Source organism: Pseudacidovorax sp. RU35E (assembly GCF_900156165.1).
GTDB lineage: Bacteria > Pseudomonadota > Gammaproteobacteria > Burkholderiales > Burkholderiaceae_C > Xenophilus.
On record NZ_FTMY01000004.1, the window covers coordinates 52,964 to 67,096 of the forward strand.

The 14,133-nt window shown below is 71.4% G+C and carries 10 protein-coding genes; 2 read left to right on the plus strand and 8 right to left on the minus strand.

Features of this window, described 5'->3' with window-relative positions:
* Window positions 1-151: 151 nt before the first annotated feature.
* Entirely contained in the window at window positions 152-1,543 is a 1,392-nt protein-coding gene (locus BXA03_RS08010) for a GntP family permease (protein ID WP_076505921.1), read from the plus strand.
* Between the two features lie 20 nt (window positions 1,544-1,563).
* On the opposite strand, the gene BXA03_RS08015 is transcribed toward BXA03_RS08010, so the two are convergent.
* Both BXA03_RS08015 and BXA03_RS08020 read right to left on the minus strand, forming a co-directional pair.
* Window positions 1,564-2,199 (minus strand): response regulator transcription factor, encoded by a 636-nt coding sequence (locus tag BXA03_RS08015; protein WP_076505923.1) that lies wholly within the window; start codon window positions 2,197-2,199, stop codon window positions 1,564-1,566.
* Window positions 2,196-3,254, minus strand: coding sequence for a sensor histidine kinase (locus BXA03_RS08020; protein WP_076505926.1), 1,059 nt, complete (start codon window positions 3,252-3,254; stop codon window positions 2,196-2,198). Before BXA03_RS08020 ends, BXA03_RS08015 begins: the two co-directional genes overlap by 4 nt.
* 222 nt (window positions 3,255-3,476) lie before the next feature.
* Between BXA03_RS08020 and BXA03_RS08025 the strand changes: the two genes are divergently transcribed.
* Window positions 3,477-5,663 (plus strand): GAF domain-containing protein, encoded by a 2,187-nt coding sequence (locus BXA03_RS08025; protein WP_076505928.1) that lies wholly within the window; start codon window positions 3,477-3,479, stop codon window positions 5,661-5,663.
* 61 nt (window positions 5,664-5,724) lie between these two features.
* Here BXA03_RS08025 and BXA03_RS08030 read toward each other — a convergent pair whose 3' ends face one another.
* From BXA03_RS08030 to BXA03_RS08055, 6 genes are all read right to left on the minus strand, one after another.
* On the minus strand, window positions 5,725-6,306 hold the full coding sequence (locus BXA03_RS08030) for a hypothetical protein (RefSeq protein WP_076505930.1): 582 nt from the start codon (window positions 6,304-6,306) through the stop codon (window positions 5,725-5,727).
* 52 nt (window positions 6,307-6,358) lie between these two features.
* A complete protein-coding gene (locus tag BXA03_RS08035; protein ID WP_234983631.1) occupies window positions 6,359-7,846 on the minus strand; it encodes an efflux transporter outer membrane subunit in 1,488 nt (495 codons plus the stop codon).
* On the minus strand, window positions 7,843-10,968 hold the full coding sequence (locus BXA03_RS08040) for an efflux RND transporter permease subunit (protein ID WP_076505934.1): 3,126 nt from the start codon (window positions 10,966-10,968) through the stop codon (window positions 7,843-7,845). Before BXA03_RS08040 ends, BXA03_RS08035 begins: the two co-directional genes overlap by 4 nt.
* Window positions 10,961-12,088 carry an efflux RND transporter periplasmic adaptor subunit gene (locus tag BXA03_RS08045; protein WP_143476246.1) on the minus strand — a complete coding sequence of 376 codons (1,128 nt, stop codon included), beginning with the start codon at window positions 12,086-12,088 and terminating at the stop codon, window positions 10,961-10,963. Before BXA03_RS08045 ends, BXA03_RS08040 begins: the two co-directional genes overlap by 8 nt.
* Before the next feature lie 207 nt (window positions 12,089-12,295).
* Window positions 12,296-13,054: a formylglycine-generating enzyme family protein gene (locus BXA03_RS08050; protein ID WP_083715952.1), complete on the minus strand. Its 759-nt coding sequence runs from the start codon at window positions 13,052-13,054 to the stop codon at window positions 12,296-12,298.
* A gap of 98 nt (window positions 13,055-13,152) precedes the next feature.
* Window positions 13,153-14,130 carry a Bug family tripartite tricarboxylate transporter substrate binding protein gene (locus BXA03_RS08055; RefSeq protein WP_076505936.1) on the minus strand — a complete coding sequence of 326 codons (978 nt, stop codon included), beginning with the start codon at window positions 14,128-14,130 and terminating at the stop codon, window positions 13,153-13,155.
* Window positions 14,131-14,133 lie beyond the last annotated feature (3 nt).

Here is a 14,133-nt window from a genome sequence, read left to right on the forward strand (position 1 = left end):
AGGGCGGAGCTGCGCCCCGTCGCCTGCCGAGTGCCGTCGCCGAAGCAGGCAGAGCCGTGCCCCTGCCCGCACGCGTGCGTGAGATTTCACCTAGGATGCGACCCCCTCCCATCCGCCCCGGGGCCGACCCCGCCCGGGGCCGCTTCTCGGCATGACCTCCACCGACATTCGACTTCTGAGTACCGCCTTCGTCAGCGTCGTCGCCCTCGTCGTGCTGATCGTGACCAAGCCGCGGCTGCATCCCCTGCTCGCGCTGCTGATCGTCTCCCTGGGCGCCGGCCTGGCCACCGGCATGCCGTTGGACAAGCTGATGCAGTCCATCGTGGGGGGCGCCGGCAAGACGCTGGGCGCGGTCGGCCTCGTCGTCGCCCTGGGCGCGATGCTGGGCAAGCTGCTGGCCGATGCCGGCGTGACCGAGACGCTGGCCAATGCCATCCTCGACCGGGCCTCGCGCCGCATGCTGCCCTGGGCCATGGCGGGCGTCGCCTTCGTCATCGGCATCCCGATGTTCTTCGAGGTGGGTCTGGTGGTGCTGCTGCCGCTGATCTTCGGCGTCGCGCGCAAGCTGGAGGCGCAGCGCGAGGGCAGCGGCTCCGCCTATGTGTACGTGGGCGTGCCGGTGATCGCAGCGCTCGCGGCCATGCACGGCATGGTGCCGCCCCATCCCGGTCCACTCACGGCCATCGCCACGCTCAAGACCAGCGTTGGCGCGACCATGATCTATGGCTTCATCGCGGCGCTGCCGGCCATCGTGCTGGCAGGCCCGGTGTATGGCGCCTTCATCGCGCCGCGCATGACGGTGCGGCCCGACGAGGCCCTGGTGGCGCAATATGCGCCGGCCGCCGATGCGGCGCAGGATGCTGCGCGCAGGCGCCGTCTGCCCAGCCTGGGCCTCGGCGTACTGACCGCCCTGGCGCCGGCGCTGCTCATGCTCGGCCATGCCGCGGGCGAGGTCCTGCTGCCCAAGGGCTCATCCCTGCTCCATGCACTGGCCTTCCTGGGGCATCCCGTCACGGCCATGCTGCTGGGCGTCGTGCTGGCCATGGTCGCCCTGCGCCCCGGCTCGCCGGAGGCCATGCGCACCGCGCTGGGCAGCAGCCTGAAGCCGATCGCGAGCGTGCTGCTCATCATTGCCGGCGGCGGGGCCTTCCAGCAGGTACTGACCGATGCGCATGTGGGCGACGCCATCGTGCACATGAGCCGTCAGCTGTCGCTGTCGCCGCTGGTGCTGGGCTGGCTGATCTCGATGCTGCTGTCCGTGTCCACGGGCTCGGCCACGGTCGGCATCGTGGGCGCGGCGGGCCTGCTGGCGCCGCTGGGTGCGGCCGACCCCTCGCTCAACCTGCCGCTGCTGGCGTTGGCCATCGGCTGCGGCTCGCTGTTCTTCAACTATGCCAACCATGCCGGCTTCTGGCTGGTGAAGGAATCCTTCGGCATGAGCATGGGCGAGGCCACCAGGACCATCTCGGTGGTGCAGTCCATCGTGGCGGTGGTGGGCCTCGTGATGGTGCTGCTGCTCAACCTGTTGCCGCCCCTGGGCTGACCCGAGGGTGGAGGCGCCGTTCAGCCCGCGTCGCCCAGCCGGTCCACCATCCGCACCAGCTCCGCCAGCGACGGCGCCTGCATCTTGCGCATGGCCTGGCCGCGGCGCACCTTCACCGTCACCTCGCTCAGCTGAAGCTGCCAGGCGATCTGCTTGTTCAACTGGCCCTGCACGACGAGGCGCACCACCTCCTGCTCGCCGGGCGTGAGCGTGGCCCAGCGTGCACGCAGCTCGGCACCGGCGGCCTCATGCGCCAGCCGCTGCCGGTCGCGGGCGATGCCGTTCTGGATGGCGTCCAGCAGGTCCTGGTCGCGAAAGGGCTTGGCCAGGAATTCGATGGCGCCGGCCTTCATGGCGCCCACCGCCATCGCCATGTCGCCATGGCCGGTGATGAAGACCACCGGCAGCGGGATGCCCAGTGCGCCCAGCTGGCGGTGGAAGTCCAGGCCGCTCTGGCCCGGCATGCGCACATCCAGCACCAGGCAGCCCGGCGCGCTTTCGCGCGGATGGGCCAGGAAGTCGCGCGTGGCGCCGAAGCACAGCGCCCGCAGTCCGACGGAGGCGAGCAGATCTTCCAGCGCGGCCCGCACGGACGGATCGTCGTCGACGATGTAGACGATGGGCTCGGCGGTGGCCGGCGGGGTCGGGGAGGTCAAGAATGCTTCTCCTGGGAGGCCATGGGCAGGCTGAAACGGAACACCGCCCCCAGGCCGGCGCCGGGTTCGGCCCAGATGCGGCCGCCGTTGGCCTCGACGATGGTGCGGCTGATGCTCAGGCCGATGCCGATGCCCTGCGGCTTGGTGGTCCAGAAGGCGTCGAACAGGTGGGCCTGCACCTCGGGCGCGAGGCCGATGCCCGAGTCGCGAATGGTGAAGACCAGGGCGTCGCCCTCACGCGCCGTGCCGATGTGCACCTCGCGCCGCGCCTCGCGTGCGGCGGGCATGGCGTCCAGCGCGTTGAGCAGCAGGTTGCCGATCACCTGCTGCACCTGCACCGCATCGGCCCAGGCCGCGGGCAGGTCGGCCGGCAGGTGCAGCTGCAGATCGATGTCCTCGTCCTCCAGCCGGCCCTGCGACAGCGCCACGATCTCGCGCACGCTGGCGTTCAGGTCGAAGCGGCTGGCCTGCGGCGGCTCGCCGCGGGTGAGGCTGCGAACGCGCGCGATGATGCTGCCGGCGCGTTCGGCGTCGCCCAGCATGCGCTGCAGGGCCTGGCGCGCCTTGTCGATCTGCGGTGGGTCCTGCGCCAGCCAGCGCTGGCCGGCGTGGCCGCTGGTCACGATGGCGGCCAGCGGCTGGTTCACCTCGTGGGCGATGGAGGTGGTCAGGCCCGACAGGTTCTGCGCGCGGGCGATGCGCTCCAGCCGGGCCTGCGCGGCCTGCGCGGCGGCGCGGGCGCGCTGCATGCGCAGCACCAGCCAGGTGACCATGGCGATGGCGGCGGCGCTCAGGCCCATGTTGATCAGGCCGGTGTGGTAGTGGCCGCGCGGCGTGAGCACGAAGCTCAGCACGGTCATCCCGATGCAGGCGATGCCGAGCGCACGCAGGGCCCGCGGTTTGAGCGCCCGCTCGGCCGAAAGCACCACCACGGCATAGAGCACCGCGGCGGCCACCTCGTAGTTGGTGAGCGTGTCCGCCACGAAGATGGCCCCCATGGCGCCAGCGATCAGGGAGCCCCGGAAGATGGACTGGGTTCGGGCAGAGAAGTGCATGTTGCGGGGCTCAGCAGACGCTCATGCGAGCAGGGCAGAGGCTTGCAGCCGGGCAGGATTGTGCGCGACCCGCCCTGCAGCACCCTCGTTCGCGCGCCCACGGCCTCGAGACCGCTTCCCCCGTTTGCAAACGTCAAATGACGCATCCGGAAACGTTGCGGTTTGACACACAACGCGATAATTGACCGCTCCCAGCCCCGCCATCAGCCCCCCGAAAAAGCCTTGTCGACCGTCGCAGTCACCCTGGAAAACTGTGATCGCGAGCCGATCCATGTTCCTGGTTCCATCCAGTCGCACGGCGCGTTGCTGGCCTTCGACCCGGGTCGGCGCCTCGCCTACTGCAGCGTCAACGCGAGGCAGTTCATCGGTGCCGGCCTGCTTCGCACCGGAGAGGTGCCGGGCGCGGACTGGGCCGCTGCGTTCCCCGTCCTGGCCAAGGCTCTCGATGACGCCCTGCGCGACGCAGACCCGCAGCTTTCGCTGCAGCATGAAGTGCACTGGGACGGTCGCACGGCAGACCTGCTGGTGCATCGCAGCGGCGATCTCGTCGTGCTTGAGCTGGAGGCACGCGACGCTGCCGATGAGCAGGTCCTTGGCTACGCCCTGAAGGCGCACCGCACCATCGACCGCCTCAAGCGGCAGCCCGACATCGACACGCTGCTGCAGACGGCGGCCAGCGCGGTGCGCGAGCTCACCGGCTTCGACCGCGTGATGGCCTACCGCTTCCTGCCCGACGGCAGCGGCGAAGTCGTGGCCGAGGACCGGCAGGAAGTGCTGGAGCCCTTTGCAGGCCGCCGCTATCCCGCCAGCGACATCCCGGCCCAGGCCCGGCGTCTGTATCTCGTGAACACGCTGCGCCTCATCGCGGACGTCGACGCACCTGCCATCCCGGTCGAGCGCTGGATCGGCAGGGCAGGCGAGCTGGACATGAGCCATTGCGTGCTGCGCAGCGTCTCGCCCATCCACATCGAATACCTGCGCAACATGGGCGTCCGGGCGTCGATGAGCATCTCGATCGTGGTCGAGGGTGAGCTGTGGGGCATGATCGCCTGTCACCATCAGGCGCCCCGGCTGGTGCCCTATGCCATCCGGATGGCGTGCGATGTTCTCGCGCAGGTGCTGGCCGCCAACGTGCAGAGCCTGCTGGCCAGGAAGCGGGCCCGAGCGGCCGAGATGGGCGCGCAGCTGCGAGCCCAGGTGACCCAGGCCGCGCTTCATGGTGACGAGCTGCTGGCCGCGCTCGCGCCTCTGGTCCAGCCGATTGCCCAGGCCTTCGATGCCCAGGCCGTCGTCCTGGCGCAAGAGGGCAAGCTCGTGGTGCATGGAGACCTCCATCATGAGATCGCGGCAGGCCTGGTGCAGAGCCTGCAGAACATGCCGCTCCCCGAGCGCGACCTCGTCGTCACGCACGCCTTGAAGCACGGGCTTCCCCCGCCGGCGCCGGTCACCGGCCCCTGGTGCGGGCTGCTGGGGCTGCGCTTCGATGCCGCGCAGAACGGGTGGGTGCTCGTCTTGCGCAAGGAGCAGATCGAGACCATCAACTGGGGCGGCAAACCCGACAAGGAGTACGCCACCGGGCCCAACGGTCCGCGCCTGACCCCGCGCGGCTCCTTCGATCTCTGGAAGCAGGAAGTGCGTGGCACCAGCGCGCCCTGGACCGAGTTCGAGCAGGACCTGGCCCGGCAGCTGCTGGACGAGCTTGTTCGCGCGCATTCCAACCGCCTGGCCGAGATGCACCGCGCGCGCACCCAGCTTCTGGCCATGCTGGGCCATGATCTGCGCGATCCTCTGCAGTCCATATCCATGGCTGCTCGGGTGCTGGAGAAGGGCGGGCAGGCGTCGGATGCGCCCAGTGCACGGCTGGGACAGCGCATACAGTCGTCCAGCAGCCGGATGGCGCGACTGATCGCGCAGGTACTCGATGCCTCGCGCCTGCAGGCGCAGCTCGGGCTGCAGATCCGGCGCATGCCCGTCGATCTGGCGCGCCTCCTGGAAGACCTGCTCGATGAGACCATCGTCGCCTATCCAGGCGTGCGGCTGCTCAAGGACATCCCGGTGGCGTTGCATGCCGAGGCGGATCCCGACCGCATGGCCCAGCTCTTCGGCAACCTCCTGAGCAACGCTCGGCACCATGGGCTTGCGGGCGAGCCGGTGACCGTGCGGCTGCTCGAAGAAGGCGCGCAGGTGCGCTTCGAGGTCCTCAACAGGGCGCCGCCGATTGCGCCGGAACTGGTGGCCGATCTGTTCAGCGCCTTCAAGCGCGCCGCGCAGCCCAACACGCGCAACAAGGGCGGACTCGGCCTGGGGCTGCACATCGCCGAGGCCATTGCGCGCGAGCATGGCGGCGATATCCAGTACGAATACCGCGATGGCCAGGTGTGCTTCTCCGCTGTCATTTCGGCGCGGTGAGTCGTTGCGGCGGCGCGGTGCCCGCGCATCCGGATGAACGAAGCAGAGCAACCCGCGGTATTCAACGGCATTCTTTCGTCGATCCGGCGGGCCTCGGGCGGATGTCCGCCACCAGACGCGTGCGCCGGGCGCGGGCCTGCAGCACGGCATCCGGCTCCAGCTCCCAGTCGTAGTCGGTGTGCCAGAGGCCGGCGACGGTGGCGATGTGCAGCAAGCGCAGGTCGCCGGCACGGCCATCGACGCTCAGGGTGCGGACACGGCCGTCCTCCGCTTTCAGCGCGAACAGGTGCACGCCCGGCGGCATGCGCAGGCGCAGGGTGGTCGCGGGCAGGGTGTCGGCCACGGGGCGGCCGTCCAGGAACACGCCGACGCGGTGCGGGCCGTCGCTCCAGTTCTGCCGCACGACATAGACGGTCAGGGCCTGCGGGTCGGGCGCGAAATGCCAGGCGTCCTGGGTCGTCTCTTCATCGGGTAGTGGGCCGTCGAGGCAAGGGCCGGGGCGGCCGTGCGCCAGGGGGTTGAGGAAGCAGTAGGCACCGCCGACCTGCGCCTCCCGGCCGGGCAGGGCGGCGCAGCCCGCCAGGCCGAGCAGAGCCACGGGCAATGCGCGCCTGGCGAAGGCGTGCCAACGTGTCTGGGTCATGGGTCGTGTCTCCTTGTCTTGGGGCGCGCACCGGGGCCGCGTGGCGGCGAGCCTATCGGGCCGAGCTGTCGGCAACCTGCCACCAGCCGCCCAGGGCCTGGTAGAGCGCCACGCTGTCGCCGAGCCGCGCCGCACGTGCCTGGGCGGTGGCCAGCATGGCCTGCTGCAGCGTCTGCTGCGCCAGGACGAGGTCGGCCTGCGCCGCGGCCCCGGCCTCGCGCTGCCGCTGAACGGCGGCCAGGCTGCGACGTGCGGCGGCCTCGGCTGCCGCGGTGGCGCGCAGCGTGTCGGCGTCGCTCACGATGGCCTGCAGCGTGTCGGCCGTGTTCTGGAAGGCCGTGAGCACGGTGCTGCGGTACTGCGCCTCGGCCTGCGCGTAGGCGGCCTGTGCGGCGCGCTGCTGGTGCAGCAGCATTCCGCCGTGGAAGACCGGTTGGAGCAACGTGCCGCCGACGGACCAGAAGCCGCCGCCACTGCGCAGCAGCTGCGACACGCCCAGCGCCGAGCTGCCCAGCGTCGCCGTGAGCGTGAGGTTGGGCAGGCGTGCGGCCGTGGCCACGCCCACCTGGGCGGCGGCCGCATGCAGCTGCGCCTCGGCGGCGCGGATGTCGGGGCGCTGCTGCACCAGCTGCGAAGGCAGGCTCACCGGCAGTTCGGCCGGCAGCTGCAGCGCGTCGAGCGTGAACTGCTGCGGCAGCGGATCGCCCGGCAGCCTGCCGGTGAGCACCGCCAGCCGGCTGCGCTGGGCCGCCAGCTGCTTCTGCAGCGGGGGTAGCGTGGCCTGCATCTGGGCCAGGGCACTCTCCTGGGCGGCGATGTCGGCACCGCCGATCTGGCCGGCCGCATGCCGGCGCCGGGCGCCGTCGAGCAGGCGGGTGGCCAGATCGACCAGCTGCTGCGTGGCCTCGATCTGCGCGCGCAGCGAGGCCTCCTGGATCGCGGTGCTCACCACGTTGGTGACCAGCGTGGTGCCCACCGCCTCGCGCTGCCAGCGCTGCACGTCCACCTGCGCGTCCTGCGCCTCCACGGCGCGGCGCGTGCCCCCGAAGACATCGGGCGCATAGCCAATGCTGAGCTGCGCCGTGTGCAGGGTGTAGCGGGTGATGTCGCCGTCGGCCAACGGGCTGGAGAGGGCGCCCGAGGTCTTCTGACGCGTGGGCATGTAGCTCGCGTCCACCGTGGGCCAAAAGGCGCCGCGCTGGGCGAATGCCGTCTCCTGCGCATTGCGCAACGCGGCCTCGGCGGCCTGCAGGTCGGGGCTGGCGGCCAGTGCGGCGTCGACCAATGCGTCGAGGCCGGGCGAGCCGAAGGCCTTCCACCATTGCGAGGCGACGCCCTGGCCCAGTGCGAAACGCTGCGGCCCGCCGGCCGGCCCCTCGGCCTCCGCCGTGCGCGCGGGCAGGGGCGCCGCGGCCACCGACGGTGTGGCGGGGGCGGCCGGCGCGCGGAAGTCCGGGCCCACGGCGCAGCCCTGCAGCAGGCCCAGCAGTGCCAGCAGCGGCACGGGAAGAAGAAGAGCGCGAAGTCGGAGGGTCGTCACGGCTGGGTCTCCTGCGTCGGGACATCGTGTGAGGCGGGCGCGACGGGCGAGGCACGCCGCCGCTCCAGCCGCGCTTCGACCAGGTGGTAGAGCGCCGGCAGCAGCGCCAGCGTGAGCACCGTCGCGCTGACCAGCCCGCCCACCACCACGGTGGCGAGCGGCCGCTGCACGTCGCTCCCCAGCCCGGTGGCCAGCATGGCGGGCGTGAGGCCCAGCGCAGCCACGGTCGCGGTCGTGAGCACCGGCCGCATGCGGCTGCGGGCGCCTTCCATCACCGCCTCGCGCAGCGGCCGGCCTTCCTCGCTGCGCAGCCGGTTGATCTGCGACAGCATCAGCACGCCGTTGAGCACCGCCACGCCGAAGAGCGCGATGAAGCCGACGGCGCTCGACACGTTGAGCGTCATGCCCCGCAGGTGCAGCGCCGCCAGCCCGCCCAGCATGGCCAGCGGCACTGCGGCCAGCACCAGCAGCGGCTGGCGCAGGTTGCCGAAGGCGCCGAAGAGCAGCAGGAACATCAGGCCCAGCGTCATCGGCAGGATCAGCGCCAGGCGGGCCTGGGCCCGCTCCAGGTTCTCGAACTGGCCGCCCCAGCGCAGCTGCACGTGCTTGTCGGCGGGCGTCACGTCGTGCGCGACGGCGGCCTGCGCGTCCTTCAGGAAGCCGGCCAGATCACGGCCGCGCACGTTCAACCGCACGATGATGTTGCGCTCGGCCATCTCGCGCACGATGACGCTCTCCCCGGACGTGGTGCCGATGGTGGCGACGGAGGACAGCGGCACCCGCTCGCCCGTGGCCGACTTCAGCATCAGGTTTCCGATGGCGTCGACGCTCGCGCGGGCCTTCTCGGGAAAGCGCACCGTCATGTCATAGCTCTTCTCGCCCACGTAGAGCCGGCCGATGGGTGTGCCGCCGACGCCGGTGGCGATCAGGTCGGCCACCGTGGCGGCGTTGATGCCGTGGCGCGCGGCGGCGGCGCGGTCGAGCTCGATCTTGAGGTTGGGCAGCGGCGGCTCCACGTCCACCGCCACATCGGCGGCGCCGGGCACGTGACGCAGCGTCTGCGCCACGCGATGGGCCACCGTGCGGATCTGCGCCAGGTCCTCGCCGAAGACCTTGACCGTGAGGTCGCCGTGGGCGCCCGAGAGCTTGTCCTGCACGCCGTCGATCATGGGCTGCAGGAAGCCCACGGTGTAGCCCGGCATGTGCGCGAAACGCTGTGCCATGCGGTCGATCAGCTCCTGCTTGCTCAGACCCGACGTCCATTCGCGATAGGGATGCAGGCCCACGCTGGCCTCGATGTGCGAGGGCGTCCAGTAGTCGGTGCCGTCGTCGTTGCGGCCGGTCTGCGTGACCACGTACGACACCTCCGGGAAGGCCAGCGTCGCCTTGCGCAGCTCGTCGGCCATCGTCGCGGCCCTAGCGAGGGTGATGCCGGGCGGCATCTGCACCTGCAGCCACAGCGAGCCTTCGTCGAGGTAGGGCAGGAAGTCGTGGCCGGTGGTGGCGAACAGGCCCACCAGCGCCACCAGCGCCACGGCACAGGCCGCGAGCACGCCGCGCGCATGCCCGACCGTACGCCCCAGGAAGCGCCCATAGCGCACCGTCAGCCATTCGAGAACGGGGTTGTGCACGATGCGCCGCGGCTTGCGCAGCGCCAGCCACGCCAGGCCCGGGATGAGCGTCAGCGCCACCAGCAGCGCGCCCGCCAGCGCCGCGCCCACCGCGTAGGCCATGGGCGAGAAGAGCTTGTATTCGATGCGCTGGAAGGCGAAGAGCGGCAGGTAGGCGCACACGATCACCACCATGCCGAAGAAGATCGGCCGCGCCACCTGCAGCGTGGCCTCGATGGCGTCGCTGGCCGTGAGCGGCCGGTCCTCGGCCTCCTCGCGGCGGCGCAGGATGTTCTCCACCAGCACCACCGCGCCGTCCACCAGGATGCCGAAGTCGATGGCGCCCAGCGACAGCAGGTTGGCCGGGATGTGGAACTGGTGCATGAAGATGAAGGCGATCAGCAGCGCCAGCGGAATGGTCAGCGCCACGATGGCCGCCGCGCGCGGGCTGCCCAGGAAGAGCAGCAGCACCACCGCCACCAGCACCATGCCCTCCATTAGCGTGGACGACACGGTGTGCAGCGTGGCGTCGATCAGCGAGGTGCGGTCCAGGTAGGGCACCACCTTCACGTCCTTGGGCAGGAGGTGGTCGTTGAGGTCCTGCACCGCCTCGTGCACCGAGGCCAGCGCCGTGGAGGGGTTGCGGTCCTTCAGCAGCAGCACGATGCCTTCGATCGTGTCGGGGTTGGCGTCCTTGCCCAGCACGCCGCGCCGCTCGACATTGCCATAGGCCAGCTTGCCCAGGTCCTTGACCAGCACGGGCACGCCGGCCTTGGTCTTGACCACCACGTTGCCCATGTCGTCCAGCGAGCGCAGCAGGCCCACGCCGCGCACCACGTAGCTTTGCTCACCGCGGTCCACGATGCTGCCGCCGCCGGTGGCGTTGTTGTTGTTGAGCGCGTCCTTCACCTCCTGCAGCGACAGGTCGTACTGCTGCAGCCGGTCGGGGTCCAGCTCCAGCATGAACTGGGTCGTGAGGCCGCCGAAGTTGGCCACGTCCACCACGTCGGTGGCTTTCTTCAGGCGGGGGATCACGGTCCAGAACTGCAGCTCCGACAGCTCGCGCAGGCTGCGCGTCTTCGATTCGAGCGTGTAGCGGTAGATCTCGCCGGTGGGCGAGGTGTAGGCATCCAGCCCCGGCGTGGCGCCGTAGGGCAGGGTGACCGCGTTGATGCGCTCCTGCAGCCGCTGGCGGGCGAAGTAGCCGTCGGTGCCGTCCTCGAAGACGACGGTGATCAGCGACAGCGCGAACAGGCTGCGCGAGCGCAGCACGTGCATGCCGGGCGTGCCGAGCAGCGCGCGCTCCAGCGGCACGGTGATCTGCTGCTCCACCTCCTCGGCGCCCAGGCCGGGTACCTGCGTGACGATCTGCGAGCTGACGTCGGCGATGTCCGGATAGGCCTCGATGGGCAGTTGCTTCCAGCTCCACCAGCCGTAGAGCGCGACGAAGACGAACAGCAGCCACGCGATGCCACGCCGCTGGAAGGCGAGGGTGACGAGCTTCTCAATCATTGAGCAGCACCCCGCCCCGCACCACGATGCGCTCGCCGGCCTTCAGGCCCGAGACGACCTCGACCTTGTCGTCGGCCGAGCGGCCCAGCACCGCCAGACGCGACTCGTACTGGAAGGGCGCCTGCTCGACGAAGACGCGCGTGGCCAGCCCGCTCTGCAGCACGGCGGTGGCCGGGATCAGCAGGGCTGGCCGCGTGGGCCCTTCCAGCGTGGCATGGGCGTACATGCCGGGCTTGAACAGCCGCTCGCGGTTGTCGATGGCCACGCGCACGCGCACGGTGCGGGTGTCGGCATCCACCAGGTCGGCGATGTAGCGCGCCTTGCCTTCGAAACGGCGGCCCGGGTAGGCATCGAGCGCGATGTGCACCGCCTGGCCGGCCGACAGGGCGGCGATGTCCTTCTCGGGCACGCTGGCCGCCAGCCAGACGGTGGAGAGGTCGGCCACGGTCATCAGCGAGGCCGTGGTGTCGTTCCAGTAGCCGCCCAGCGCCCCACTCATGTCGACCACGCGGCCCGCGATGGGGGCGCGCAGCACGTACTCGCGGCGCGATGCGGCATCCACCGGCGCGCCCAGCTGCGCCAGGCGCTCGCGCGCGGCGCGCGCGTCGCTCTCGGCGGCGGTGAGTGTCTGGCGGGCGGCCTGCAGGTCCCGGGCGGCGGCGATGTCGGCCTGATTCAGCGTCTGCTGGCGCTCGAAATCCTGCCGCGCCTGCAGCAGCGCGGCCTGGGCCTTGGCGTCGTCCCGGTAGGCCGCGCCCAGGTCGGGCGAGTCCAGTGTGACCAGCGGGTCGCCCGCCTTCACCGCATCGCCCAGCTGGTGATGCAGCCGCACGATGCGGCCGGCCAGTGGCGGCACGATCTTGACCAGCCGCTCGGGGGCCGCCTCGATGGTGCCGGGCGCTTCGAGCGTCGGGGCGAAGGGCTGCGGTGCCACGGGGGCGACCACCAGGGCTTGTCGCAGAGGCGAGCCTTCGGGCACGCGGATGACGGTGTCCCGGTGCTGGAGCGCCCCGTCGGTGGGCGCAACTGGGGGAGGGGCGGCGGGCGCGGAGCGGCCGGCATCGCAGCCGGCGAGCGTGGCCAGGCACAGCAGAAAAGCGAGGGCGGGGATCGGCTTCATGGGCGTGTTCCGGGCGAGACGAGCAAGGGGACCCGGGCGCGGCCGGTGTGCGTGCGGGCAGGCGTCGTCGCCGACCGAGCCGGGAATGGTCGCCGCCCCTGCGCGCCAAGGCCACTGCGCGATGGGCTGGGGCCACGGACATGAGGGATGGGCTGGCTATACCTTGGTATAGCCGTGGCCAGGGCGAGGAGGCGGCGGTGGCGCCGCTCAGCCCCGGGTCAGGTCGTAGGCGCAGCGAAAGCCGATGTAGACGACGTAGAAGTCCGCCGGCTTCCACTGCATGGCGCCGGCCTGCATCTGCGGCGGGCCATACCACCAGGAGCCGCCCGCGGTGAGGGCGGTGTCGCCCTCGCGGTCGGCCAGCCATTCCCAGGCATTGGCGCCCATGTCGTGCAGGCCGTTGACGCCGATGCGGGTCTCGCCGACCGGTGCCAGGCGGGGCCAGCGGTCGGCGCCATTGGTGTTGGCCCCTTCGGGCGAGTCACCGGTCGGGTAGGGATAGGTGCGCCCGACGGTGAAGCCGGCGGCGGTGCCCGGCCCCTGCTCGGTGTAGGCGGCCTGGGTCCATTCGGCGCGGGTGGGCAGGCGGCCGCCGGCCCAGGCGCAGTGGTCGCGGGCCTCGGACCAGCTCACATGCACGGCGGGCCATTGGGGCGCGGCGCTGTCGCCGAAGGGGCGGCGGAAGTTCCAGCCGGGCCGGCGCTCCCACCCGCTGCCCCATTCAAAGCCGCCGCCATCGCGTTCGGCCGCGGTCGTGCGGCCGGTGGCCTGCACGAATTGCGCGAAGCGCGCGATCGTGACCTCGTGGCGGTCGATCGCGAAGCCGCCCAGCGTGACCCGCCCGCCGCGGGCGCCAGGGGCGGCGTCGGGCGTGGCGGTGTCGCGGTCCTGAGCCAACGCCAGCTCGGCGCACAGCAGGCCGGGCAGCACAAGGGCAAGAGGACGCAGGGCGTTCGAAGCGGTCATGGCGGCGGGCGCGAAGGCGGCAGTGGGGCTTGCGACGTCCTACGCGGGCCATGCCGCCCCGGATCAGCGCCGGCCTTCGTGCCGGTGGGCGAGCCCGGTCAGTCGGCCGTCGCCCCCGTCTCTCGCACGATGCGGCCCAGCCGCGCGGTCTCGCTGCGGATCAGCTGGCCGAAGGCCTCGGGCGTGCCCGCCACCACAGGGGTGCCCAGCGCCTCCCACGACTTGCGGAAGGCCGGGTCGGCAAAGATGTCCAGGAAGGTGGCATTGAGCCGCTGCACCGTGGCGGCCGGCGTGCCGCTGCGCACGGCGATGCCGTGCCAAGCGGTCACCTCGAAGCCGGGCAGCCCCGCCTCGGCCATGGTGGGCACCTGCGGCAGCGCGGGGCTGCGCGTGGCCGACGTGACGGCGATGGGCATCAGCTTGCCCGCCTGCAGGTGCTGCAGCGAGCTGGCCAGGATGTCGAACATCAGCGGCACCTGGCCGCCCAGCACGTCGTTGAGGGCCGGGCCGGCGCCGCGGTAGGGCACATGCGTGAGCGGCACCTTGGCCTCCCGCGCGAACAGCTCGCCCGCCAGGTGCTGCGGCGTGCCGCTGCCGGCCGAGGCGAAGTTCAGTGGCGCCTTCTGGCTGCCCGCATAGGCGATGAATTCCTTCAGCGTGCGCGCCTTGACCGAGGGATGCACCTCCAGCACCAGCGGGAAGGCCGACAGCTGCACCACCGGCAGCAGGTCGTCCTGCGCATTGAAGGGCATGGACTTGTAGAGCGCCGCATTGACCGCCATCGGCCCGCTGGCCGCAAGCAGCAGCGTCAGGCCATCGGCCGGGGCCTGCCGCGCCACATAAGCGCTGCCCAGGTTGCCGCCCGCGCCGCCGCGGTTGTCGACGATGACGGTGGTGCCCAGCCGGCGCTGCAGCTGCGGCTGCAGCAGCCGCGCCATCAGGTCGGTGGGGCCGCCGGGCGGGTAGGGCACCACGATGCGCACGGGGCCCTTGGCTGCGTCCGACTGGGCAAAGGCGAAGGAGGGGGCGAGCAGGCCGGCGGCCGTGCCTGCCAGCCATTGGCGGCGATCGATCATGGG